Origin of the sequence: Roseateles sp., from assembly GCF_044373315.1 — a bacterium.
Lineage (GTDB): Bacteria > Pseudomonadota > Gammaproteobacteria > Burkholderiales > Burkholderiaceae_C > JACDQM01.
Genome location: NZ_JBILQK010000006.1, coordinates 34,137 through 57,042, shown reverse-complemented (window position 1 = coordinate 57,042; position 22,906 = coordinate 34,137). Strand labels below are relative to the sequence as shown.

Annotated in this window: 23 protein-coding genes and 1 tRNA gene; all 24 read left to right on the top strand. The window is 62.0% G+C overall.

Annotated features, from left to right (window positions below; translation table 11 throughout):
• Window positions 1-183 precede the first annotated feature (183 nt).
• The 24 genes from rpsO to ACIQ67_RS02825 all read left to right on the top strand — a co-directional run bounded on the left by rpsO (window position 184) and on the right by ACIQ67_RS02825 (window position 22,905).
• Window positions 184-453, top strand: a complete 270-nt coding sequence (rpsO, locus tag ACIQ67_RS02940) for a 30S ribosomal protein S15 (protein WP_397532857.1) — start codon at window positions 184-186, stop codon at window positions 451-453.
• Between the two features lie 214 nt (window positions 454-667).
• Complete coding sequence (gene pnp, locus ACIQ67_RS02935; protein ID WP_397532856.1) at window positions 668-2,812, top strand: polyribonucleotide nucleotidyltransferase; 2,145 nt, start codon at window positions 668-670, stop codon at window positions 2,810-2,812.
• Window positions 2,813-2,821: 9 nt separating this feature from the next.
• A complete protein-coding gene (locus tag ACIQ67_RS02930) occupies window positions 2,822-3,817 on the top strand; it encodes an NAD(P)H-quinone oxidoreductase (RefSeq protein WP_397532855.1) in 996 nt (331 codons plus the stop codon).
• Window positions 3,818-3,834: 17 nt separating this feature from the next.
• On the top strand, window positions 3,835-4,575 hold the full coding sequence (tpiA, locus tag ACIQ67_RS02925; protein WP_397532892.1) for a triose-phosphate isomerase: 741 nt from the start codon (window positions 3,835-3,837) through the stop codon (window positions 4,573-4,575).
• Between the two features lie 51 nt (window positions 4,576-4,626).
• Complete coding sequence (gene secG / locus ACIQ67_RS02920; RefSeq protein WP_397532854.1) at window positions 4,627-5,001, top strand: preprotein translocase subunit SecG; 375 nt, start codon at window positions 4,627-4,629, stop codon at window positions 4,999-5,001.
• A gap of 137 nt (window positions 5,002-5,138) precedes the next feature.
• Window positions 5,139-5,223, top strand: a tRNA-Leu gene (locus ACIQ67_RS02915).
• Window positions 5,224-5,430: 207 nt separating this feature from the next.
• A complete protein-coding gene (locus ACIQ67_RS02910) occupies window positions 5,431-5,790 on the top strand; it encodes an NADH-quinone oxidoreductase subunit A (protein WP_397532853.1) in 360 nt (119 codons plus the stop codon).
• 24 nt (window positions 5,791-5,814) lie between these two features.
• Window positions 5,815-6,291, top strand: a complete 477-nt coding sequence (locus ACIQ67_RS02905; protein WP_046113908.1) for an NADH-quinone oxidoreductase subunit B family protein — start codon at window positions 5,815-5,817, stop codon at window positions 6,289-6,291.
• 14 nt (window positions 6,292-6,305) lie between these two features.
• Window positions 6,306-6,899, top strand: coding sequence for an NADH-quinone oxidoreductase subunit C (locus ACIQ67_RS02900; RefSeq protein ID WP_397532852.1), 594 nt, complete (start codon window positions 6,306-6,308; stop codon window positions 6,897-6,899).
• 87 nt (window positions 6,900-6,986) lie between these two features.
• On the top strand, window positions 6,987-8,240 hold the full coding sequence (locus ACIQ67_RS02895; protein WP_397532851.1) for an NADH-quinone oxidoreductase subunit D: 1,254 nt from the start codon (window positions 6,987-6,989) through the stop codon (window positions 8,238-8,240).
• Window positions 8,237-8,749, top strand: a complete 513-nt coding sequence (gene nuoE, locus ACIQ67_RS02890; protein WP_397532850.1) for an NADH-quinone oxidoreductase subunit NuoE — start codon at window positions 8,237-8,239, stop codon at window positions 8,747-8,749. The genes ACIQ67_RS02895 and nuoE overlap by 4 nt, the downstream gene beginning before the upstream one ends.
• A 10-nt stretch (window positions 8,750-8,759) precedes the next feature.
• On the top strand, window positions 8,760-10,097 hold the full coding sequence (nuoF, locus tag ACIQ67_RS02885) for an NADH-quinone oxidoreductase subunit NuoF (RefSeq protein WP_397532849.1): 1,338 nt from the start codon (window positions 8,760-8,762) through the stop codon (window positions 10,095-10,097).
• A gap of 32 nt (window positions 10,098-10,129) precedes the next feature.
• Window positions 10,130-12,460 carry an NADH-quinone oxidoreductase subunit NuoG gene (gene nuoG / locus ACIQ67_RS02880; protein WP_397532848.1) on the top strand — a complete coding sequence of 777 codons (2,331 nt, stop codon included), beginning with the start codon at window positions 10,130-10,132 and terminating at the stop codon, window positions 12,458-12,460.
• A gap of 16 nt (window positions 12,461-12,476) precedes the next feature.
• Entirely contained in the window at window positions 12,477-13,574 is a 1,098-nt protein-coding gene (gene nuoH / locus ACIQ67_RS02875) for an NADH-quinone oxidoreductase subunit NuoH (RefSeq protein WP_397532847.1), read from the top strand.
• A 10-nt stretch (window positions 13,575-13,584) separates the two neighbouring features.
• Window positions 13,585-14,073: an NADH-quinone oxidoreductase subunit NuoI gene (gene nuoI, locus ACIQ67_RS02870; protein WP_397532846.1), complete on the top strand. Its 489-nt coding sequence runs from the start codon at window positions 13,585-13,587 to the stop codon at window positions 14,071-14,073.
• 59 nt (window positions 14,074-14,132) lie between these two features.
• On the top strand, window positions 14,133-14,768 hold the full coding sequence (locus tag ACIQ67_RS02865; protein ID WP_397532845.1) for an NADH-quinone oxidoreductase subunit J: 636 nt from the start codon (window positions 14,133-14,135) through the stop codon (window positions 14,766-14,768).
• Complete coding sequence (nuoK, locus tag ACIQ67_RS02860) at window positions 14,768-15,079, top strand: NADH-quinone oxidoreductase subunit NuoK (RefSeq protein WP_397532844.1); 312 nt, start codon at window positions 14,768-14,770, stop codon at window positions 15,077-15,079. Before ACIQ67_RS02865 ends, nuoK begins: the two co-directional genes overlap by 1 nt.
• Before the next feature lie 7 nt (window positions 15,080-15,086).
• On the top strand, window positions 15,087-17,132 hold the full coding sequence (gene nuoL / locus ACIQ67_RS02855; RefSeq protein WP_397532843.1) for an NADH-quinone oxidoreductase subunit L: 2,046 nt from the start codon (window positions 15,087-15,089) through the stop codon (window positions 17,130-17,132).
• 18 nt (window positions 17,133-17,150) lie between these two features.
• Entirely contained in the window at window positions 17,151-18,626 is a 1,476-nt protein-coding gene (locus ACIQ67_RS02850) for an NADH-quinone oxidoreductase subunit M (protein ID WP_397532842.1), read from the top strand.
• Between the two features lie 14 nt (window positions 18,627-18,640).
• Window positions 18,641-20,119, top strand: coding sequence for an NADH-quinone oxidoreductase subunit NuoN (gene nuoN, locus ACIQ67_RS02845; RefSeq protein ID WP_397532841.1), 1,479 nt, complete (start codon window positions 18,641-18,643; stop codon window positions 20,117-20,119).
• A 22-nt stretch (window positions 20,120-20,141) separates the two neighbouring features.
• Window positions 20,142-20,450 carry a DUF2818 family protein gene (locus ACIQ67_RS02840; protein WP_397532840.1) on the top strand — a complete coding sequence of 103 codons (309 nt, stop codon included), beginning with the start codon at window positions 20,142-20,144 and terminating at the stop codon, window positions 20,448-20,450.
• Window positions 20,440-21,045: an NUDIX domain-containing protein gene (locus ACIQ67_RS02835; RefSeq protein WP_397532839.1), complete on the top strand. Its 606-nt coding sequence runs from the start codon at window positions 20,440-20,442 to the stop codon at window positions 21,043-21,045. The genes ACIQ67_RS02840 and ACIQ67_RS02835 overlap by 11 nt, the downstream gene beginning before the upstream one ends.
• 25 nt (window positions 21,046-21,070) lie before the next feature.
• Window positions 21,071-21,562 (top strand): DUF1178 family protein, encoded by a 492-nt coding sequence (locus ACIQ67_RS02830; RefSeq protein WP_397532838.1) that lies wholly within the window; start codon window positions 21,071-21,073, stop codon window positions 21,560-21,562.
• Window positions 21,563-21,723: 161 nt separating this feature from the next.
• On the top strand, window positions 21,724-22,905 hold the full coding sequence (locus tag ACIQ67_RS02825) for an efflux RND transporter periplasmic adaptor subunit (protein WP_397532837.1): 1,182 nt from the start codon (window positions 21,724-21,726) through the stop codon (window positions 22,903-22,905).
• Window position 22,906 lies beyond the last annotated feature (1 nt).

Below are 22,906 nucleotides of genomic sequence, written 5' to 3'. Positions count from 1 at the left end.
TATAATCTGCGGCTTCTGTGTTTCGGTAGTGCCCTGGCGGTGCTGCACGAGGCGCAGGAGAAGGCACGGCATGGGTCGGTTTCACCCGTGACCGCAAGTTAAAACCTAGGAAACCGTCTGTGAGCCAGGCCGGCCGTGTTGCCGTGCGCTGCCCAGCGGATTCCCGATATCAAGGAACGCATCATGGCAGTCGCCGATCTGAACAAGGCAGAAATCGTCAAGGCTAACGCTCGCAGCGCCAACGACACCGGATCCCCGGAAGTCCAAGTGGCCCTGCTGACCGCCCGCATCAACGAGCTGACCCCCCACTTCAAGACCCACGCCAAGGACCACCATGGCCGTCGCGGTCTGCTGAAGATGGTCAACACCCGCAAGAGCCTGCTGGCTTACCTGAAGTCCAAGGACGCTGCCCGCTATACGGCGCTGATCCAGAAGCTGGGCCTGCGTAAGTAAGGCACCCATGCGCATGAAGAGCCTGTCTGGACGCAAGCCAGCACAGGCTCTTTGTGCTTTGACGATTCGATAGGGGTTGAACTGACGTGGCGCTGCTATGTCATTCCAGCAAGGTTCATCGCTGAGTCTTGCTGGAATGGCAAACCGCCAAACCCAGTCCCACTCCCGGTCATGCGCCGCACCGCAAGCGGCCGTAACGAAGAGAGGAAAGAACATGAGCATGTTCAACAAAGTCACCAAGACCTTCCAATGGGGTCAGCACAGCGTGACGCTGGAGACGGGTGAAGTCGCTCGCCAGTCGAGTGGTGCCGTCATCGTCGATATCGAAGGCACCGTGGTGCTGGCGACTGTTGTGGCAAAGAGCGAGGCCAAGCCTGGTCAGGACTTTTTCCCACTGACTGTTGATTACCTCGAAAAGACCTACGCCGCCGGCAAGATCCCTGGCAGTTTCTTCAAGCGCGAAGGTCGCCCCAGCGAACTGGAGACACTGACCAGCCGCCTGATCGACCGCCCGATTCGCCCGCTGTTCCCCGAGGGCTTCTTCAACGAAGTGCAGGTGGTCATCCATGTGCTGTCGCTGAACCCGGAAGTTCAGGCTGACATCGCTGCGATGATTGGTACCTCGGCTGCCTTGTCCATCTCCGGCATCCCGTTCAATGGCCCGATCGGCGCTGCGCGCGTGGGCTACGTCAACGGCGAGTACGTGCTGAACCCGGGCAAGACCGAGCTGCTCAACTCGAAGATGGATCTGGTCGTTGCCGGCACCGAGTCCGCCGTGCTGATGGTCGAGTCCGAGGCCGACCAGCTGAGCGAAGAGTTGATGCTGGGCGCCGTGGTGTTCGGCCATGAGCAGGGCAACATCGCCATCAACGCCATCCATGAGCTGGTGCGTGACGCCGGCAAGCCGGTGTGGGACTGGAAAGCTCCGGCCAAGAATGAGCCCTTCATCGCCAAGGTCACTGAGCTGGCCGAAGGCGCATTGCGCGCGGCCTACCAGATCCGCTCGAAGCAGGCTCGCACGCAAGCGTGCCGCGAGGCTTATGCCAAGGTCAAGGAAACACTGAAGGCTGAGGGTGCGGAGTTCGACGGCGTCGAGGTCGATGGTCTGCTGTTCGAGATCGAGGCTCGCATCGTGCGCAGCCAGATCCTGGCCGGTGAGCCGCGCATCGACGGCCGCGACACTCGCACCGTGCGCCCCATCGAAATCCGCAACGGCGTGCTGCCGCGCACCCACGGCTCCGCGCTGTTCACCCGTGGCGAAACCCAGGCGCTGGTCGTTGCGACCCTGGGCACGGACCGCGACGCTCAGCGCATCGATGCGCTGGCCGGCGAGTTCGAAGACCGTTTCATGCTGCACTACAACATGCCTCCCTTCGCTACTGGCGAGACGGGTCGTGTCGGCAGCCCGAAGCGTCGCGAAATCGGCCACGGCCGCCTGGCCAAGCGTGCGCTGGTTGCCGCGCTGCCGAGCAAGGAAGACTTCCCGTACTCGCTGCGCGTGGTCTCGGAAATCACCGAGTCCAATGGCTCCTCGTCGATGGCTTCGGTCTGCGGCGGCTGCCTCGCGCTGATGGACGCCGGCGTGCCGATGAAGGCCCACGTGGCCGGCATCGCCATGGGCCTGATCAAGGACGGCAACCGCTTCGCCGTGCTGACGGACATCCTGGGTGACGAAGATCACCTGGGCGACATGGACTTCAAGGTGGCCGGCACGACGGCTGGCGTGACCGCCCTGCAGATGGACATCAAGATCCAGGGCATCACCAAGGAAATCATGCAGGTGGCGCTGGCTCAGGCCAAGGAAGCCCGCATGCACATTCTCGGCAAGATGGTCGAGGCCATGGGCACGGCCAACACCGAGGTGTCGCAGTTCGCGCCGCGCCTGTACACGATGAAGATCAACCCGGAGAAGATCCGCGACGTGATCGGCAAGGGCGGCGCCACCATCCGTGCGCTGACCGAAGAAACCGGCACCACCATCGACATCGGCGAAGACGGCACCATCACGATCGCTTCGACCGATGGCGAGAAGGCTGAGTACGCGAAGAAGCGCATTCAGGAGATCACCGCGGAAGTGGAGATCGGCAAGGTCTACGAAGGCCCGATCACCAAGATCCTGGACTTCGGTGCCCTGGTCAACCTGCTGCCCGGCAAGGATGGTTTGCTGCACATCAGCCAGATCGCTCACCAGCGTGTCGAGAAGGTCACTGATTTCCTGACCGAAGGCCAGATCGTCAAGGTCAAGGTGCTGGAGACCGATGAGAAGGGCCGCATCAAGCTGTCGATGAAGGCACTGATCGACCGTGATGCTGCGCCGACGCCTGCTGCTCCGGCAGCACAAGAGGGCGCTGCCGAGTAAGGCCTTTCGATGAAGGCGATTGCCATCACGCGCCCCGGTGCGCCTGAAGTACTGCAGCTAATTGAGCGCCCAGACCCGCAAGCCGGCGTCGGGGAGTGCCTGATCGCGGTTGAGGCTTTTGGCATCAATCGCCCTGACGTGCTTCAACGCAAGGGGGCTTACCCGCCTCCCGCCGGCGCAAGCGATCTGCCTGGCCTCGAAGTGGCCGGGCGGATCGTGGCCGGCGACGATGCTTCGCTTGCTGCGGCTGGGTTCCAGCTTGGCGACAAGGTGTGCGCTTTGGTGGCTGGCGGCGGTTACGCAGAGCTTTGCACTGCACCTGTTGCGCAGTGTCTGCCCGTGCCGGCGGGGTGGAGCATGGTCGAAGCAGCAAGCCTGCCTGAAACCTACTTCACCGTGTGGAGCAATGTGTTTGAGCGCGCGCACCTGTGTGCTGGCGAGAACATCCTGATCCACGGCGGTAGCAGCGGTATCGGGGTCACGGCGATTCAGTTGGCCAAAGCTTTCGGCGCTCGCGTCCTGGTGACGGTGGGTAGCGCCGAAAAGGCTGCAGCCTGTTTGAGGCTGGGTGCGGATGTGGCGATCAACTATCGCGAGCAGGACTTCGTCGCTGAATGCAAGCAAGCCACCAACGGCCGCGGCGTCGACGTGATTCTCGACATGGTGGCGGGTGGCTACGTGGCGCGCAACATCGAGTGCCTCGCAGATGACGGGCGCTGCGTAGTTATCGCAGTGCAGGGCGGCAGCCAGGCCGGCTTCGATGCCGGGCAACTGCTGCGGCGTCGCCTGACGATCAGTGGTTCGACACTGCGTCCGCGGTCGGTGGCGTTCAAGGCTGGCATTGCGCAGGCTTTGCGTGAAAAGGTGTGGCCTTTGCTTGAGTCTCGCGACATTCGACCGGTCATCTTTCGCGAGTTGCTGGCCGATCGCACCGCCGAAGCGCATGCACTGATGGAGTCTGGCGAGCACATTGGAAAAATTGTGCTGAGCTGGGTAAAGAACTGAGCGTGGAGACAAGAGCAATGCGCAGGAAATTGGTCGTAGGTAACTGGAAGATGCATGGCAGCCGTGCTGCCAATGCCCTGCTGCTGAGCGGCCTGAAAGAGGCCGGCCCGTGGAGTGCTGAGGTGGCGGTCTGCGTGCCATTCCCCTACATCACCGAGACAGCGCTTGCACTGACCGGATCGCAAGTGAGTTTTGGTGCGCAGGACTGTTCGGCGCGTGAGCAAGGCGCCTACACCGGCGAGGTGTCGTCCGTCATGCTGGCGGATGTGGGCTGCCGCTATGTCATCGTCGGGCACTCCGAGCGACGCGCTTATCATGCCGAGAGCGATCAGTTGGTGGCAGACAAAGCCAAGGCTGCACTGGCACATGGTGTAACGCCGATTGTCTGTGTCGGCGAAACCTTGGCTGAGCGTGAGGCAGGGCAGACTGAGCTGGTCGTCAAACGCCAGCTGTCTGCCGTGATCCACACATTGACCCATTGCATCGGCGAGATTGTCGTGGCCTACGAGCCGGTCTGGGCGATTGGGACGGGCCTGACGGCCTCACCTGCACAAGCCCAAGCGGTTCACGCCGTGCTGCGCAACTTGCTGTCGGCGGCAACCCAGAAAGCGGGCTCGATGCGGCTGCTCTATGGCGGCAGCGTCAAGCCTGACAATGCCGCGGAGTTGTTCGCCCAGCCGGACATCGATGGCGGGTTGATTGGTGGCGCAGCATTGAAAGCGGCTGATTTTTCGGCCATCTGCCGGGCAGCCGGCTAAGTTTGAATCCGGGGGCAAGAGCCCCCCAAAGAGTTTTCTGGAGAACTAGAAATGCAAGTCTTGCTGAACCTGGTGCTGGCCCTGCAGCTTTTGAGCGCCTTGACGATGATCGTTCTGGTGCTGGTGCAGCACGGCAAGGGCGCTGATATGGGCGCTTCCTTCGGCAGCGGCGCGTCTGGCAGCCTGTTCGGCGCCACCGGCAGCGCCAACTTCCTGTCGCGCAGTACGGCGGTATGTGCCACGGTGTTCTTCGTGTGCACCTTGGCGCTGGCTTATATTTCCAACACGCGCGCAACCGCGCCACAGGCGGAAAGCATCCTTGATCGAGCTGCGCCGGTCTCCGTGCCTGCGTCTGGCGCTGCTGCGATCCCCGGTGCGACCGCGCCTGTCGCGGCCCAGCCGGCTGCGCCCGCCGCCTCGAACTGATCGTGGCTGAAGGTGCCCAGGACCCGGGGCGAAACAAAGTTTTCACGGGAAAATCGCCTTGGGTCAGGGTTTTTTCGGTATAGAATTCGAGGCTGTCTGAGCAGCAATCCTCACGCAATCAGACGGCAACAAACAATGCCGACGTGGTGAAATTGGTAGACACGCTATCTTGAGGGGGTAGTGGCGAAAGCTGTGCGAGTTCGAGTCTCGCCGTCGGCACCAAGTATTTATCGACTGGCAGTTTCGCCGGTATCTGCAGGTGGAGATCGGCAGTATGTCAGTCGAAGCGCCCTGTCGTGGCGGCTGTGCCGCTACTGGGCACAAGGCGGGCGCGGTCCGTAAGCGGAGTGATTCGCTGGCGGCGCGCCCGTTGCTTTTTGTGGATTCCAGTTTGGCCTCGTGCCGGACACTGCATATAGAGCGGCGATCATGAATCTCGAACAATACCTGCCCGTCATTCTCTTCATACTGGTCGGTGCCGGCGTCGGAATCGCGCCGCAGGTTCTGGGCTACCTCCTCGGCCCGAATCGTCCCGACCAAGCCAAGAACTCACCCTACGAGTGCGGCTTTGAGGCGTTTGAGGATGCGCGCATGAAATTCGACGTGCGCTATTACCTCGTCGCCATTCTCTTCATTTTGTTTGATCTGGAAATCGCCTTCCTGTTCCCTTGGGCTGTAGCCTTGCGGGAAATTGGGCCGACCGGCTTCTGGGCGATGATGATTTTCCTGGGCATTCTGGTCGTGGGCTTTGTCTACGAGTGGAAAAAAGGCGCCCTGGACTGGGAATAACGAGCTGACCCGAAGGTACACCCCATGGGCATCGAAGGCGTTTTGAAAGAAGGCTTCGTCACCACCTCGGTGGACAAGCTGATCAACTGGTCGAAGACCGGATCCTTGTGGCCGATGACGTTCGGCCTGGCATGTTGCGCGGTGGAGATGATGCATGCCGGTGCGGCGCGCTACGACATCGACCGATTCGGCATGCTGTTTCGCCCAAGTCCGCGTCAGTCTGACTTGATGATCGTGGCCGGCACCTTGTGCAACAAGATGGCGCCGGCACTGCGCAAGGTGTATGACCAGATGGCCGAACCGCGTTGGGTCTTGAGCATGGGCTCCTGCGCCAATGGCGGCGGCTATTACCACTACAGCTATTCGGTGGTGCGCGGCTGTGATCGCATCGTTCCCGTCGATGTCTACGTGCCAGGTTGTCCGCCGACCGCCGAGGCTCTGCTGTACGGCATCCTGCAGCTGCAGGCCAAGATCCGACGTGAAAACACGATCGCACGCTGAGAGGTCCTGCATCCATGAGCAAACTTGATACCCTGCAAGCAGCACTGGAAGCGGCCCTCGGCGGCAAGATCCAGCGCCTCAAGCGAGAGTTCGGCGAGATCACGATCGAAGTCACCCCGCAGGACTATGCACAAGTCGCGCAGCTTCTGCGTGACCATGCCGACCTGCAGTTCGAGCAACTCATCGACCTGTGTGGCCTGGACTTCAGCGAGTATGGCAATGGCGGCTACGAAGGGCAGCGCTTTGCTGTCGTGGTCCATTTGCTGTCGGTCAGCAAGAACTGGCGCGTCCGTCTGAAAGTGTTTTGCGCTGACGACGATTTCCCGCAGATCGAATCGGTCAACCCGATCTGGAATGCCGCCAACTGGTTTGAGCGCGAGGCATTTGACCTGTTCGGCATCATCTTTGTCGGCCACGAAGACCTGCGCCGCATCCTGACGGACTACGGCTTCATCGGTCATCCGATGCGCAAGGATTTCCCCACCTCCGGGCATGTGGAAATGCGTTACGACGCCATCGCCAAGCGCGTGATCTATCAACCGGTGAGCATCGAGCCGCGTGAGATCACGCCGCGTGTGATCCGTGAAGACAACTACGGCGGTCTGTAAATGATTGACCTCCACGCTCAACTTCGTTCGCTGCCCCCCGTCGGGGCGCAAGCCTCCCTCGGGACGGCCCAGCGGGAGTCCTGATCCATGGCAGATATCAAGAACTACACGCTGAACTTTGGCCCTCAGCACCCGGCAGCACACGGTGTGCTCCGCCTGGTGCTTGAACTCGATGGCGAAGTCATCCAGCGCGCCGACCCTCACATTGGCCTTCTGCACCGCGCCACCGAGAAACTGGCCGAGAGCAAGACCTACATCCAGTCACTGCCGTACATGGACCGCCTCGACTACGTGTCGATGATGTCCAACGAGCACGCCTACTGCCTGGCGATCGAGAAGATTCTGGGTCTCGAAGTGCCTGTGCGGGCGCAGTACATCCGCGTGATGTTCTCCGAGATCACGCGATTGCTGAACCACCTGTTGTGGCTCGGCGCGCATGGCATCGACTGCGGTGCGATGAACATCTTGATCTACGCCTTCCGGGAGCGCGAGGATCTGTTTGACATGTATGAGGCCGTGTCCGGCGCGCGCATGCATGCGGCCTATTTCCGTCCCGGCGGCGTCTATCGCGACCTGCCGGACAGCATGCCGCAGTACAAGGTCAGCAAGATCAAGAACGCCAAGGCGATTGCCCGCCTGAACGAAAACCGCCAGGGCACCTTGCTGGACTTCATCGAAGATTTCTGCAAGCGTTTCCCCGCCAACGTTGACGACTACGAAACCCTGCTGACTGACAACCGTATCTGGAAGCAGCGCACGGTAGGCATTGGTGTCGTGACCCAGGAGCGAGCGCTGAATCTGGGCTTAACGGGCGCCATGCTGCGCTCGACCGGCATCCCCTGGGACCTGCGCAAGACCCAGCCCTATGAGGTCTACAGCCAGATGGACTTCGACATCCCCGTCGGCACGAACGGGGATACCTATGACCGCTATGTGGTGCGGATCGAAGAAATGCGCCAGTCCAATCGCATCATCCAGCAATGCGTCGATTGGCTGCGCAAGAACCCCGGCCCCGTGATCACCGACAACCACAAGGTGGCGCCGCCTTCGCGTGTGGGCATGAAGTCAAACATGGAAGAGCTGATCCACCACTTCAAGCTCTTCACCGAAGGCTTCCGGGTCCCAGAGGGTGAGGCTTATGCAGCCGTCGAGCACCCCAAGGGCGAGTTCGGCATCTACATGGTCAGCGACGGCGCAAACAAGCCTTACCGCCTGAAGATCCGCGCCCCTGGCTTCTCCCATCTGGCGGCCCTCGACGAGATGTCGCGCGGCCACATGATTGCCGACGCGGTGGCCGTGATTGGCACGATGGACATTGTTTTCGGCGAGATTGACCGATGAGCAGCGCATACCAACTCAGCGACGCCACCCGCGCTCGCTTCGACCGCGAAGTTGCCAAGTATCCGGCTGAACAGCGACAGTCGGCCGTGATGGCTTGCCTGACGATCGTGCAGCAGGAGCAAGGCCATGTGTCACGCGAAGCCGAGGACGTGATTGCGGCCTACCTGCGCATGCCGGCCATCGCGGTGTATGAGGTCACGACCTTCTACAACATGTACAACCAGCGTCCGCTGGGCAAGTTCAAGCTGAACGTCTGTGCCAATCTGCCCTGCCAGTTGCGGGATGGACAGAGTGCACTGGACCACCTTTGCCACAAGCTGGGCGTGGAGCAGGGTGGAACGACGGCTGACGGGCTGTTCACTGTGCAGAAGAGCGAATGCCTGGGAGCTTGCGCTGATGCGCCGGTGCTGCTGGTCAACGACCGCCAGATGTGCAGTTTCATGAGCGAGCAACGGCTGGACGAGTTGCTGGCCACGCTCAAGGCGCATGCCGCCGCTGAGAAGAACTGAGGGCAAAAGCATGCTGGATCTTTCCAAGTTTCAAGCAACAGGTGCAGAAACCTGCTTCCACGACCGCCATATCGGCGCGCAGATCTGCGCCGACCTTAACGGCAAGAACTGGGGCATAAAGGACTACGAAGCCCGTGGCGGCTATGCCGCGCTGCGCAAGATCCTGGGCAAGGACGGCGGCGAAGGCATGACGGCCGATCAGGTCATCGCTGAGGTCAAGACCTCCGGCCTGCGTGGCCGTGGCGGTGCGGGCTTCCCGACGGGCCTGAAGTGGAGCTTCATGCCGCGCCAGTTTCCAGGCCAGAAGTACCTGGTCTGCAACTCGGACGAAGGCGAGCCAGGCACCTGCAAGGACCGCGACATTCTGATGTACAACCCCCACATCGTCATCGAAGGCATGGCAATTGCTGCCTTCGCGATGGGCATCAAGGTGGGCTACAACTACATCCACGGTGAGATCTTCGAGGTCTACGAACGCTTCGAGGCCGCGCTGGAAGAGGCGCGGGCGGCTGGCCTGCTGGGCGACAACATCCTGGGCTCGACCTTCAGCTTCCAGTTGCATGCGCACCATGGTTTCGGCGCCTACATCTGCGGCGAGGAAACGGCCTTGCTGGAGTCGCTCGAAGGCAAGAAAGGCCAGCCTCGCTTCAAGCCGCCGTTCCCGGCCAGCTTCGGCCTGTACGGCAAGCCCACGACGATCAACAACACCGAAACCTTTGCGGCGGTGCCCTGGATCATCCGCAACGGCGGCCAGCCCTATCTGGAAATCGGCAAGCCCAACAACGGCGGCACCAAGCTGTTTTCGGTGTCAGGCGATGTCGAGCGTCCCGGCAACTACGAGGTTCCGCTGGGTACACCGTTCGCCAAGCTGCTTGAGTTGGCCGGCGGTGTCCGCAAGGGCCGCCAGCTGAAGGCCGTGATCCCGGGTGGCTCTTCTGCGCCCGTGCTGCCTGCTGCCGTGATGATGGAATGCACGATGGACTATGACTCCATCGCCAAGGCTGGCTCCATGCTGGGTTCGGGTGCCGTCATCGTGATGGACGACTCGCGCGACATGGTCAAGAGTCTGCTGCGCCTGTCCTATTTCTACGCCCACGAGTCCTGCGGCCAGTGCACGCCCTGCCGCGAGGGTACGGGCTGGATGCACCGGGTGATCGAACGCATCGCTAACGGCCAGGGTCGCTCCGAGGACATCGACCTGCTGAATTCGGTGGCCGACAACATCCAGGGCCGCACAATCTGCGCCTTGGGTGACGCGGCTGCGATGCCGGTGCGCGCGATGATCAAGCACTTCAAGCACGAGTTCGTGCACTACATCGAACACAAGACGGCCCTGGTGGCGGCCTAATCGGCAGAGCAGGACTGAAGCCAGGACAAGCTATGGTTGAAATCGAACTCGACGGCAAGAAGATTGAGGTTCTGGAAGGCAGCATGGTCATGCATGCCGCCGAAAAGGCCGGAACCTACATCCCGCACTTCTGCTATCACAAGAAGCTCTCCATCGCCGCCAACTGCCGCATGTGCCTGGTGGACGTGGAGAAGGCGCCCAAGCCGATGCCGGCATGCGCGACTCCGGTGACGCAAGGCATGATCGTGCGCACCAAGAGCGATAAAGCCATCAAGGCCCAGCAAGGCGTGATGGAGTTCCTACTGATCAACCACCCGCTGGATTGCCCGATCTGCGACCAGGGCGGCGAGTGCCAGTTGCAGGATCTGGCCGTGGGCTACGGCGGCAGCCAGTCGCGCTACAGCGAAGAGAAACGCGTGGTGTTCCACAAGAACATCGGCCCGCTGGTTTCCATGGAAGAAATGAGCCGCTGCATCCATTGCACGCGTTGCGTCCGTTTCGGCCAGGAGATTGCCGGTCAGATGGAGCTGGGCATGGCCCACCGCGGCGAGCACAGCGAGATTCAGACTTTTGTCGGCCGCACGGTTAACTCCGAGTTGTCGGGCAATATGATCGACATCTGCCCGGTCGGCGCACTGACAAGCAAGCCCTTCCGCTACAGCGCCCGCACCTGGGAACTGGCACGTCGCAAGAGCGTCAGCCCACATGACTCCACCGGTGCCAACCTGATCGTGCAGGTCAAGGGCAACCAGGTGATGCGCGTGGTTCCGCTCGAGAACGAAGCCGTCAACGAATGCTGGATCGCCGACCGCGACCGCTTCTCCTATGAGGCGCTGAACAGCGATGCGCGTCTCACACAGCCCATGATCAAGCAGGGCGGCGCATGGAAGACGGTCGACTGGACCACCGCGCTTGAGTACGTCGCAAACGGGCTGAAGCAGATCAAGAACGATCACGGCGCGTCGGCCATCGGCGCGCTGGGCTCAGCCCACAGCACGGTAGAAGAACTGCATCTGCTGAAGCAACTGGTTCGCGGCCTTGGCAGCGAGAACATCGACTACCGCCTGCGCCATGCCGACTTCAGCAACCGCGCGGCTGACGGCAAGGCTCAGTGGCTGGGCACCTCGATCGAGTCGCTGTCGAGCCTCGACCGCGCACTGGTGGTCGGATCCTTCCTCCGAAAGGACCACCCGCTGTTCGCGCAGCGCCTGCGCCAGGCTGCCCGCCATGGCGCACAGATCCTGAGCATCAACGCCGCCGCGGAGGATTGGCTGATGCCGGTTTCTGCGCGTCTGACCGCCGCTCCGTCGGATTGGGCACAGGCACTGGCTGACGTGGCCACGGCGATTGCCGCCGCCACTGGCGTGAGCGCCCCGGTAGCTGGCCAGGCCGACGAAGCGGCCCAAGCCATCGCCGATGCGCTCTTGTCGGGTCAGCAAAAAGCCATTCTGCTGGGCAACGCCGCTGCCCAGCATCCGCAAGCCGCAAGCCTGCTGGCCTTGGCGAACTGGATCGGCGCCCAGACGGGTGCCAGCGTCGGTTACCTCACGGACGCGGCCAACTCGGTCGGCGCGCAGTTGGTGAATGCCTTGCCAGGGCAGGGCGGCTTGAATGCCGGCCAGATGCTCGGCGATGCCGGCTTGAAAGCCCTGCTGCTGCTGAACGTCGATCCGGTTATGGACGGCGCCAATCCAGCCGCCGCAAGCAAGGCGCTGGCAACGGCCGAGATGGTCGTCGTCATGAGCCCGTTCAAGAGCGGACTCGACTACGCTGATGTACTGCTGCCGACGGCACCGTTCACTGAATCCTCTGGCACCTTCGTCAACGCTGAAGGCCGCGCCCAGAGTTTCGTCGGCGTGGTGAAGCCGCAAGGCGAAACCCGCCCCGGCTGGAAGATCCTGCGCGTGCTGGGCAACCTGCTTGGGCTGTCCTCCTTCGCGCAAGAAAGCTCTGAGCAAGTCCGCAACGAAGCCTTGGGCGTCGATACCGCGGCCCTGGCCGCACGTTTGTCGAACGCCACTTCGGCTGTCCCGGCAATCGCGGGCGCCGCTTCAGGCCTGCAGCGCCTGAGCCCTGTGCCGATCTACGCCACGGATGCCTTGGTGCGCCATGCGAGCTCGCTGCAGCTCACCATCGACGCCAAGCAGTCGGCCGTCGCCGGCGTGTCCTCGGCCTTGTGGAACCAGCTGGGCCTGCAACCCGGTGGCCGCGTCCGCATCAGCCAGGAAGGAGCAGGCAGCGCCGAGCTCTTCGCTCAGCTCGAAGCCGACCTGCCCGACCAGGTCGTGCGCGTCCCGGCGGGCCTGCCCGAAACAGCAGCCCTCGGCCCGATGTTCGGCGCCTTGAGCGTCACCAAGGCCTGAGGCGAGGAACACCCCCATGATCGAAACCCTCTACCAATCCGGCAGTGCACTGCTGGGCGGTTTCTGGCCTGTGGTCTGGAGCCTGATCAAGATCATCGCGGTGGTTGCGCCGCTGATGCTCTGCGTTGCCTACCTGACCCTGTGGGAGCGCAAGGCGATTGGCTGGTCACAGATCCGACCAGGCCCGAACCGTGTCGGTCCCTACGGCCTGCTGACCCCAATTGCTGACGCCGTGAAGCTGATCTTCAAGGAGATCATCGTCCCGACAGCGGCCAGCAAGGGCCTGTTCTTCCTCGGCCCAATCATGACCATCATGCCGGCGCTGGCAGCGTGGGCGGTGATCCCGTTCGGCCCAGACGCAGCGGTCGCCAACGTGAACGCCGGCCTGCTGTTCCTGATGGCCATCACCTCGCTGGAGGTCTATGGCGTCATCATCGCCGGCTGGGCCTCGAACTCGAAGTACGCCTTCCTCGGCGCGCTGCGTGCCTCGGCGCAGATGGTGTCCTACGAGATCGCAATGGGCTTCTGCCTGGTGGTCGTGCTGATGGTGTCAGGCAGCATGTACATGACGGACATCGTCGTGCTGCAGACCCAGGGCATGTTCGCCGACATGGGCCTGACCTTCCTTTCGTGGAATTGGCTGCCGCTGCTGCCCATCTTCGTCGTCTACTTCATCTCCGGCCTGGCCGAGACCAACCGTCACCCGTTTGACGTGGTGGAAGGCGAATCCGAAATCGTGGCTGGCCACATGATCGAGTACTCGGGCATGTCGTTCGCGATGTTCTTCCTGGCCGAGTACGCCAACATGATCCTGGTCTCTGCACTGGCGGTGATCCTGTTCCTGGGTGGCTGGTCGGCACCGATCTCGTTCAGCCTGTTCGGCATGGAGACTCCGAGCTTCATCCAGAACACGATGGCGTTCTGGAACTGGGCCTGGCTGTTCGGCAAGACCTTCTTTGTCGTGACGATGTTCCTCTGGGTTCGCGCCACATTCCCGCGCTTCCGCTACGACCAGATCATGCGTCTGGGCTGGAAGATCTTCATTCCGGTCACTCTGATCTGGCTGGTCGTCGTCGGCCTGTGGATCCAGTCTCCGTTCAATATCTGGAAGTGAGTCTGCTGCAATGAGCTCCTTCAGCCATTTCGTCAAGAGCTTCATGCTCACCGAGCTGTTCAAGGGCATGGCCCTGACCGGCCGCCATTTCCTGTCGCGCAACATCACGGTGCAGTTCCCGGAAGAGAAGACGCCGCTGTCGCCGCGCTTCCGCGGCCTGCATGCACTGCGCCGTTATGAAAACGGGGAAGAGCGCTGCATCGCCTGCAAGCTGTGCGAAGCCGTCTGCCCCGCGATGGCGATCACCATCGAAAGCGATGTGCGAGCCGACGGATCGCGTCGCACCACCCGCTATGACATCGACCTGACCAAGTGCATCTTCTGCGGCTTCTGCGAAGAAAGCTGCCCGGTGGACTCGATCGTCGAGACCAATATCTTCGAATACCACGGCGAAAAGCGCGGCGACCTCTACTTCACCAAGGAGATGCTGCTGGCTGTCGGGGATCGCTTCGAACCAGAAATCGCTGCCAGCAAGGAGGCCGACGCCAAGTACCGCTGAAGCCTGCGCGTCCTGCCTAGCCGCAGGACGCAAGCTTGAGCAGTACCTGCGGGAATCGCATGGACACCATCACCGCGCTCTTCTACTTTTTCTCGGCTGTTCTCTTGGGGGCATCGTTTCGCGTGATCACTGCGCGCAGCACCGTCCACTCGGCCCTGTTCCTGATTCTGGCTTTCTTCAGTGCGTCCTGCATCTGGATGCTGCTGAAGGCCGAATTCCTGGCTATCACGCTGGTGCTCGTCTACATCGGCGCCGTGATGGTGCTGTTCCTCTTCGTCGTGATGATGCTGGACATCGGCTCTGACCGGGTGCGCGAGGGCTTCTACAAGCATCTGCCGCTCGCCGGATTCGTCGGTGCCCTGATCGCACTGGAGATGGCCGCCATCCTGATGAGCGGATTCCGCGTCAGCAACGTGCCTGAACTGAGCCCGGCCGCCGCGAAGATGGGGAACACCAAGCTCCTGGGCATCGAGATCTACACCCACTACCTGTACCCGCTGCAGATCGCTGCCGTACTGCTGCTGGTGGCCATCATCGCTGCGATTGCGCTCACGCTGCGTCAACGCAAGGACTCGCGCTACCAGAACCCTGCCGAACAGGTGAAGGTCACCAAGGCGGACCGCCTGCGCATCATCAAGGTCAAGCCGACGGTCGAAGCGCCGGCGGCCGACAACAACAGCAACGGAGGCGTCTGATGGCCGGATTGACTCTCGGGCATTTCCTGACGCTGGGCGCAATCTTGTTTGCGCTGTCGGTGATCGGCATCTTCCTGAACCGCAAGAACCTGATCGTGCTGCTGATGGCTATCGAGCTGATGCTGCTGGCGGTCAACCTGAACTTCGTGGCCTTCTCGCACTATCTGGGCGATATGGCGGGACAGGTCTTCGTCTTCTTCATCCTCACCGTGGCAGCCGCTGAGTCGGCCATCGGTCTGGCGATTCTGGTGGTCGTGTTCCGCAACCGCGCCAGCATCAATGTGGAAGAACTGGACGCCTTGAAGGGCTAAGCAGAACATGTCCGCAACACTCTCACAGAACATGCTGCTGGCGGTGCCGATGGCGCCGCTGGTTGGTGCCATCGTCGCCGGTTTCTTCGGCAACCTGATCGGCCGCCGCCTGACGCACTGGGTCACGATCCTGGGCGTGCTGATCGCCTTCATCATCTCGGCAATGACGCTGAAGTCGGTCGCCATCGACGGCGCACGCTTCAACCAGACGCTCTATGAGTGGATGGTCATCGGCGGCCTGAAGATGGAGATCGGGTTCCTGGTCGACGGCCTAAGCGCGATGATGATGTGCGTGGTGACCTTTGTGTCGCTGATGGTCCACATCTACACCATCGGCTACATGGAAGAAGATCCGGGCTACCAGCGCTTCTTCAGCTACATCTCGCTGTTCACCTTCTCGATGTTGATGCTCGTGATGAGCAACAACATGCTGCAGCTGTTCTTCGGTTGGGAAGCGGTGGGCCTGGTGTCTTATCTGCTGATCGGCTTCTGGTACACCAAGCCGACAGCCATCTTCGCCAATATGAAGGCCTTCCTGGTCAACCGGGTGGGTGACTTCGGCTTCATCCTCGGCATCGGTCTGCTGGTAGCCTACGGCGGTTCGCTGAACTACACCGAGACCTTTGCCAAGGCGGGCGAACTCTCGCAGATCAAATTCAACATGCCGCTGTGGGGCAGCGACTGGATGATGCTGACAGTGGCGTGCATCTGCCTGTTCATCGGCGCGATGGGCAAGAGCGCGCAGTTCCCCCTGCATGTCTGGCTGCCCGACTCGATGGAAGGCCCTACGCCGATCTCCGCACTGATCCACGCGGCAACTATGGTGACGGCCGGCATCTTCATGGTCGCGCGCTTCAGCCCGCTGTTCGAGCTGTCGGACACCGCACTGAACTTCGTGCTGGTGATCGGCGCGATCACTGCGCTGTTCATGGGCTTCCTGGGCATCATCCAGAACGACATCAAGCGCGTGGTGGCCTATTCGACGCTGTCGCAACTGGGCTATATGACAGTGGCGCTGGGCGTCTCAGCCTACTCGGTGGCCGTGTTCCATCTGATGACGCACGCCTTCTTCAAGGCCCTGCTGTTCCTCGGCGCCGGCTCGGTGATCATTGGCATGCACCATGATCAGGACATCCGCAACATGGGCGGCCTGCGCAAGTACATGCCCATCACCTGGATCACCTCGTTGCTGGGCTCGCTGGCGCTGATCGGCACGCCGCTGTTCTCGGGTTTCTTCTCGAAGGACTCGATCATTCTGGCCGTCGGCGCCAGCAATCTGCCTGCCGCCAGCTTCGCCTACTTCGCCGTCGTTGCCGGCGTGTTCGTGACTGCGTTCTACTCCTTCCGCATGTATTTCCTGGTCTTCCACGGCAAGGAAAACTTCCATCACAAGCCGTTCCCGGGCGAGCATGACCACCACGACGACCATGGTGAACACCATGAGCCGCATGAGTCGCCCTGGGTGGTCACCGCACCGCTCATCCTGCTGGCCATCCCGTCGGTGGTGATCGGTTTCATGGCGATTCAGCCGATGCTGTTCGGCGATCTGTTCAAGGACGCGATCTTCGTCAACCACGACATCCATCAGGCGATGAAGTACCTGACCGAGCATTTCCATGGCGCTGGCGCGATGGCCTTGCATGGTCTGCAGACGCTCCCGTTCTGGCTGGCGCTGGGCGGTGTCGTGACCGCCTATGTGTTCTACATCATCGCTCCCGCCATCCCGGCCACGCTGGGCAGGGTCCTTCGCCCGCTGGTCGTGGTCATGGAGAACAAGTACTTCATGGACTGGATCAACGAGAACATCCTGGCGCGTGCCGCGCGCGGTCTCGGAACCGGCCTCTGGAAGGGTGGCGATCAGGCCATCATCGACGGCGTGATCGTCAACGGCTCGGCGCGCATGGTCGGCGGCATTGCCGGCATCGTGCGCCGCGTCCAGACCGGCCACCTCTATTGGTACGCGCTGGTGATGATTCTTGGCGTGATCGGCCTGATGAGCTGGCAGCTGTGGCCCTACATATGGCCCCAATTCAAGGCCTTGGCAGGTCTTTGATCAGGGCGGAGAACAAGAATGGGATTGCTTAGTCTTGCTATCTGGTTGCCCATCGTCAGCGGCTTGGTGCTGCTGGCTTATGGGCGTGACAACCAGGCCAACAATGTGCGCTGGATGGCTTTGATTGCCGCTCTGGCGAGCTTCGCGGTGACGCTGCCGCTCATCAGTGGATTCGACACCTCGAGCGCTGCCATGCAGTTCAGCGAGAAGCTGCTGTGGATCGAGCGCTTCAACATCCACTACCACCTCGGCGTGGACGGCATCTCGATGTGGTTCGTGCCGCTGACCGCCTTCATCACCGTGATCGTCGTGGTCGCGGCCTGGGAGGTGATCGAGGATCGCGTCCATCAGTACATGGGCGCCTTCCTGATCCTGTCCGGCCTGATGGTCGGCGTGTTCTCGGCACTGGACGGCATGCTGTTCTATGTGTTCTTCGAGGCGACGCTGATTCCGATGTACATCATCATCGGCGTCTGGGGTGGGCCTCGTCGCGTCTATGCCGCGTTCAAGTTCTTCCTCTACACGCTGGCCGGTTCGCTGCTGATGCTGATTGCCTTGCTGTACCTGTACGTCAAGTCCGGTGGCAGCTTCGACATCCAGACCTGGCACAAGCTGCCGCTGCCATTGAACGCGCAGACCCTGCTGTTCTTTGCCTTCTTTGCTGCCTTCTCTGTGAAAGTGCCGATGTGGCCGGTGCACACCTGGCTTCCGGATGCCCACGTCGAGGCGCCCACCGGCGGCTCGGTGGTGCTGGCCGCCATCATGCTGAAGCTGGGCGCCTACGGCTTCCTGCGTTTCTCGATGCCGATCGCCCCGGATGCTGCCCGCGAGTTTGACTGGCTCATGATCACGCTGTCGTTGATCGCCGTGGTCTATATTGGTCTGGTGGCCCTGGTGCAGCAGGACATGAAGAAGCTGGTCGCCTATTCGTCGATCGCGCATATGGGCTTCGTTACGCTGGGCTTCTTCATCTTCAACGAACTGGGGGTGGCTGGCGCGCTGGTGCAGATGATCTCGCACGGTTTCGTCTCCGGCGCCATGTTTCTGTGCATCGGCGTGCTGTACGACCGGGTGCACAGCCGCGAGATCGCCGCCTATGGCGGTGTCGTCAACACGATGCCCAAGTTTGCCGCCTTCGCGCTGCTGTTCGCCATGGCTAATTGCGGCCTGCCGGCGACCGCTGGTTTCGTCGGCGAGTGGATGGTGATCCTCGGCACGGTGAAGTACAACTTCTGGCTGGGCGCGATCGCAGCTACGGCACTGATCTTCGGCGCTGCCTACACGCTGTGGATGTACAAGCGCGTCTACTTTGGCGCGATCACCAACGACCATGTGCGTGAACTCAAGGACATCAACGCCCGCGAATTCACCATGCTGGCCGTGCTGGCCGTTGCCGTGATCTGGATGGGCGTGTACCCCAAACCGTTCACAGATGTGATGCAGGTCTCGGTCACCGAGCTGCTCAAGCATGTGGCCACCAGCAAACTGAACTGAGGGCCTGACCGAAAATGAACTCCTTCAACTGGCTCGCGGTTTATCCCGAAATCATTCTGCTGACCATGGCCTGCGTGGTCGCTCTGGTCGATCTGTGGGTCACTGACCCGCAACGCCGCCCAACCTACTGGCTGACCCAGCTGACCCTGGTGGTCGTGGGCGCCATGCACCTGAGTTACTTCAACGCTGGTGAAACCCAGATCGCGATGCAAGGCATGGTGGTCGCCGACCCGATGGGCCACCTGCTGGCCTTCTTCGCCTGCCTTGCAACGCTGGTGACCCTGGTCTATGCCCGTCCCTATGCGGCCGAGCGGGACATCCTGAAAGGGGAGCTCTTCACCCTCAGCTTGTTCTCCTTGCTCGGTATCTGCGTGATGCTGCAAGCCTCCAACTTCCTGGTGATCTACCTCGGGTTGGAGTTGATGAGCCTGTCGCTCTACGCTCTGGTAGCACTGCGTCGGGACCATGTGATCTCGACCGAAGCGGCGATGAAGTACTTCGTGCTCGGCGCGCTGGCCAGCGGCTTCCTGCTCTATGGCTTGTCGATGATGTATGGCGCCACCGGCTCGCTGTCGATTCCTGAGGTCTTGCAGGTCGTGACCAGCGGCGCACCGAACAAGTCGGTATTGGTCTTCGGCGTCGTCTTCATCGTCGCCGGCCTAGCCTTCAAGCTCGGCGCAGCACCATTCCACATGTGGGTGCCCGATGTCTACCAAGGCGCCCCGACCGCCGTGACGCTGCTGATCGGTGCGGCCCCGAAGCTGGCTGCATTTGCCATCACCATGCGCCTGCTGGTGGAAGGCATGATGCCTTTGGCCTTCGACTGGCAGCAGATGCTGCTGGTGCTGTCCGTGGTGTCGCTGGTGACAGGCAACCTGGCCGCCATCGCACAGACCAACCTTAAGCGCATGCTGGCCTACTCGACCATCGCGCAGATGGGCTTCATGCTGCTGGCCATGGCCGCTGGCGTGATCGGGGGCAGCTCGCTGCCGGCCACCAATGCCTACAGCTCAGCGATGTTCTACTTGGTCGTCTACGTGATGACGACGTTGGGTAGCTTCGGCATCATCTTGCTGCTTTCCCGCCAAGGCCATGAGGCTGAGGAGATTGCAGACCTCGCCGGTCTGGCCAAGCGCAGTCCCTGGTATGCAGCGCTGATGACCTTGTTCATGCTGTCGCTGGCCGGCATCCCGCCTACCGCGGGCTTCTATGCCAAGCTGTCCGTGCTGCAGGCCCTGGTTGCCACGGGGCAGAGCCTGTACATCGGCATGGCGATTGCGGCGGTGGTGATGTCCTTGATCGGTGCCTACTACTACCTGCGTGTCATCAAGACGATGTTCTTTGATGCGCCGACGGATACTGCCGAGCTCCGCGCTCCAGCGGACATGCGCGCTGTGCTCTCGATCAACGGCGCTGCCGTGCTGATCTTCGGCCTGCTGCCCGGCGGTTTGATGGCCCTCTGTGCCCAGGCCATCATGGCCTTGGGCCACTGAACCGCACAGTCGGCAAACTGATATGAACCAGAGCGCCCTGGTCTGGCTGCTGCTCGCGCTGATGCTGCTGGCAGCCAACCTACCGTATCTCAGCAACCGCATTCTGCTGGTTGGCCCTTATCTCAAGGACAAGCCGTTTGCTTGGCGTGCGCTTGAGCTGTGCCTGCTTGCAGCGCTCAGCCTTTCGGCCGGCATGCTGTTTGAATCCCACGTCGGCCAGCGCCACCCGCAGCGCTGGGAGTTCTATGCGGCCGCGCTGTGCCTGTTCGTCACGCTGGGCTTCCCAGGCTTCGTCTGGCGCTACCTGCGCCGCGGGCGCCATGAGGACTGAAGGCGAGGACAGTGATCCAGCCGAACTTGCGCGTCTCCAAGAGCGACAAGCCGACACGAGCCTGGTTTACCAAGGTCATTTCCTGAACGTTCGCCGCGACAGCGTGCTGCTGCCGAACGGCAAGCATGCCTCGCGCGAGTACATCGTCCACCCCGGTGCGGTAATGATCGTGCCGCTTCTGGATGATGGTCGTCTGGTGATGGAGCGGCAGTTCCGCTACCCCATGCAGCGCGTGATGCTTGAGTTTCCGGCAGGCAAGCTGGATCCTGCCGAATCCGCGCTGGACTGCGCCCGACGCGAATTGGCCGAGGAAACCGGCTACACCGCCACAAGCTGGGCCCACGCCGGCGTGCTGCACAACGCCATCGCCTATTCGGACGAGGGCATCGAGATCTTCTTCGCGCGGGGCTTGCGCGCCGGGACACGCCAGCTTGACGATGGTGAGTTCCTTGACGTCGTGTTCCACAGCACTGAAGAGCTGGATGCCTTGGCTGCGGGTGGTCAGCTGACGGACGCCAAGACGCTGATCGGCTTGCTGTGGCTGCAGCGTTGGCAGTCGGGCGCATGGGCATTGGACTGGCAGCAGATCGCCTGAGCGGTATGCGACCTATCATCGCCCCATGATCGTCCTCAACCTGGGATGCACGGCCGGCCATCGCTTCGAAGGCTGGTTCGGATCTTCCGCAGACTACGAGACCCAGCAGCAACGAAAGCTGCTGACGTGCCCGGTTTGCGGCCATGACCAGGTCCAGCGTCTGCCAAGCGCGCCTCGCTTGAACGTCTCGCATCTGCGCGACGCCCGGCCCGAAACAGCATCAGACACTTCTGCTGTGACGGCGCCCGCCGGCACCGCGATCGAGCGCACCCCGGCCGAAGCAGATCCGCTGCACCAGCAACTGCAGGCCTTGGCCGCACGCGCGCTTGCCCAGGTCCTCGCGCAAACCGAAGATGTCGGTCAACGCTTCGCCGAAGAAGCGCGGCGCATCCACTACGGCGAGACAGAGGCGCGCGGTATCCGCGGACAAACCTCGGTGAAGGAGGCCCATGCGCTGCAGGAGGAGGGCATCGAGCTGCTCGCCTTGCCGTTGATCGACAAGCGAGAGCTGCAATAGCAAAGCAGGGGTGCGCGGGCAACTCATCCGCTGATGCCGCAGTTCACGAACGCAGGCCTTGCGTTCGTCGCACATCGATGCATTGGCGGAATCGACGCGTGGCAAGATGCGCCGCTTCAGAAGAGGCGACTGCGCCTCTCACCGCCGGAGACCAAGGAATGATGCGTCACAGCCTTCTCGCCCATGCCAGCCTGCTGGCCCTCGCCACAGCCCTCGTTGCCTGTGGCAAGCCAGAAGACAACAAGGCTGATGCTGCGGCTCAGGCCGCGTCGGCCAAGGCCCCGGCATCCAGCCCCACCACCACCACCGCAACGAGCCAATCAGCAAAGGCGTTGCTGCTGTCCGCTGAAGACCTGCACACCCTTGACGGTGGCAATCAGGCCAGCGGCCCTGTGGTCACCGGCAGCCTGCTGCCCGAGAAGCGCGCCGACCTTCGCGCCGAGGTGTCAGCGCTGGTGCTCGCGGTGCTGAAGGAAAACGGCGAGCGCGTGCGGCGCGGTGATCTGCTGGTGCGCCTGGACGACACATCGATCCGCGACAGCCTGGCCTCGGCCGAAGAAGCAGCCCGCGCCTCCGGCCAGAGCTTCGAGCAGGCCGAGCGCCAGCACCAGCGCCTCAAGACGCTGCAGGCCCAGGGCATGAGCTCGCTGCAGGCGATGGAAGACGCCGAAGTCCGCCGCAACAATGCGCAAAGCGATCTAGTGGCGGCACGTGCCCGCGTGGCCTCGGCCCGCCAGCAGCTGACCCGCACTGAGGTGCGCGCGCCCTTCGATGGCGTGGTCAGCGAGCGCAAGGTCTCGGCCGGCGATACAGCGCAGATGGGCAAGGAGCTGGTCAAGGTGATCGCGCCCGAGACCCTGCGCTTCGAAGGTCGGGTCTCGGCCGATCGCCTGCCGGAACTCAAGGCCGGTCAGGCCGTTGCCTTCAAGGTCAACGGTTATCCCGACACCGAGTTCAAGGGCCGTGTCAAACGCATCGATGCCTCGGCCAACGCGCTGACGCGTCAGGTTGAGGTGCTGATCGCCATCGAGGGTGAGGCGCCATCGGTGTCGGGCCTGTACGCCGAGGGGCGCATCCAGACCGGCGATGGCAGCGGACGCCTGCCAACGGTGCCAGAAAGCGCTGTGCAAACCAAGGACGGGCGCAGCCAGGTCTGGCAGTTCAAGGATGGCAAGATCATGCGCACCGAAGTACAGCTGGGCGAGCGTGATGCGCGGCGCGGCCACTATGCAATCCGCAACGGCCTGCTGGCTGGCGCTCAGGTGCTGCGCAATCCCGGCAGCAATCTTGTCGATGGCCAGATTGCCGAGTTGGCCAAGGCCGGCACCGCAAAGGGGGGCTGAG

What these genes read in the sequence shown, in the direction of transcription:
- ACIQ67_RS02830 (WP_397532838.1), top strand. Translation starts at nt 21,071, where the DNA reads ATGATCGTCCTCAACCTGGGATGCACGGCCGGCCATCGCTTCGAAGGC.
- ACIQ67_RS02835 (WP_397532839.1), top strand. Translation starts at nt 20,440, where the DNA reads ATGAGGACTGAAGGCGAGGACAGTGATCCAGCCGAACTTGCGCGTCTC.
- nuoK (WP_397532844.1), top strand. Translation starts at nt 14,768, where the DNA reads ATGGCCGGATTGACTCTCGGGCATTTCCTGACGCTGGGCGCAATCTTG.
- ACIQ67_RS02850 (WP_397532842.1), top strand. Translation starts at nt 17,151, where the DNA reads ATGGGATTGCTTAGTCTTGCTATCTGGTTGCCCATCGTCAGCGGCTTG.
- ACIQ67_RS02840 (WP_397532840.1), top strand. Translation starts at nt 20,142, where the DNA reads ATGAACCAGAGCGCCCTGGTCTGGCTGCTGCTCGCGCTGATGCTGCTG.
- pnp (WP_397532856.1), top strand. Translation starts at nt 668, where the DNA reads ATGAGCATGTTCAACAAAGTCACCAAGACCTTCCAATGGGGTCAGCAC.
- tpiA (WP_397532892.1), top strand. Translation starts at nt 3,835, where the DNA reads ATGCGCAGGAAATTGGTCGTAGGTAACTGGAAGATGCATGGCAGCCGT.
- nuoN (WP_397532841.1), top strand. Translation starts at nt 18,641, where the DNA reads ATGAACTCCTTCAACTGGCTCGCGGTTTATCCCGAAATCATTCTGCTG.
- secG (WP_397532854.1), top strand. Translation starts at nt 4,627, where the DNA reads ATGCAAGTCTTGCTGAACCTGGTGCTGGCCCTGCAGCTTTTGAGCGCC.
- ACIQ67_RS02905 (WP_046113908.1), top strand. Translation starts at nt 5,815, where the DNA reads ATGGGCATCGAAGGCGTTTTGAAAGAAGGCTTCGTCACCACCTCGGTG.
- ACIQ67_RS02930 (WP_397532855.1), top strand. Translation starts at nt 2,822, where the DNA reads ATGAAGGCGATTGCCATCACGCGCCCCGGTGCGCCTGAAGTACTGCAG.
- nuoI (WP_397532846.1), top strand. Translation starts at nt 13,585, where the DNA reads ATGAGCTCCTTCAGCCATTTCGTCAAGAGCTTCATGCTCACCGAGCTG.
- ACIQ67_RS02825 (WP_397532837.1), top strand. Translation starts at nt 21,724, where the DNA reads ATGCGTCACAGCCTTCTCGCCCATGCCAGCCTGCTGGCCCTCGCCACA.
- ACIQ67_RS02865 (WP_397532845.1), top strand. Translation starts at nt 14,133, where the DNA reads ATGGACACCATCACCGCGCTCTTCTACTTTTTCTCGGCTGTTCTCTTG.
- nuoL (WP_397532843.1), top strand. Translation starts at nt 15,087, where the DNA reads ATGTCCGCAACACTCTCACAGAACATGCTGCTGGCGGTGCCGATGGCG.
- ACIQ67_RS02910 (WP_397532853.1), top strand. Translation starts at nt 5,431, where the DNA reads ATGAATCTCGAACAATACCTGCCCGTCATTCTCTTCATACTGGTCGGT.
- nuoF (WP_397532849.1), top strand. Translation starts at nt 8,760, where the DNA reads ATGCTGGATCTTTCCAAGTTTCAAGCAACAGGTGCAGAAACCTGCTTC.
- ACIQ67_RS02895 (WP_397532851.1), top strand. Translation starts at nt 6,987, where the DNA reads ATGGCAGATATCAAGAACTACACGCTGAACTTTGGCCCTCAGCACCCG.
- nuoG (WP_397532848.1), top strand. Translation starts at nt 10,130, where the DNA reads ATGGTTGAAATCGAACTCGACGGCAAGAAGATTGAGGTTCTGGAAGGC.
- rpsO (WP_397532857.1), top strand. Translation starts at nt 184, where the DNA reads ATGGCAGTCGCCGATCTGAACAAGGCAGAAATCGTCAAGGCTAACGCT.
- nuoE (WP_397532850.1), top strand. Translation starts at nt 8,237, where the DNA reads ATGAGCAGCGCATACCAACTCAGCGACGCCACCCGCGCTCGCTTCGAC.
- ACIQ67_RS02900 (WP_397532852.1), top strand. Translation starts at nt 6,306, where the DNA reads ATGAGCAAACTTGATACCCTGCAAGCAGCACTGGAAGCGGCCCTCGGC.
- nuoH (WP_397532847.1), top strand. Translation starts at nt 12,477, where the DNA reads ATGATCGAAACCCTCTACCAATCCGGCAGTGCACTGCTGGGCGGTTTC.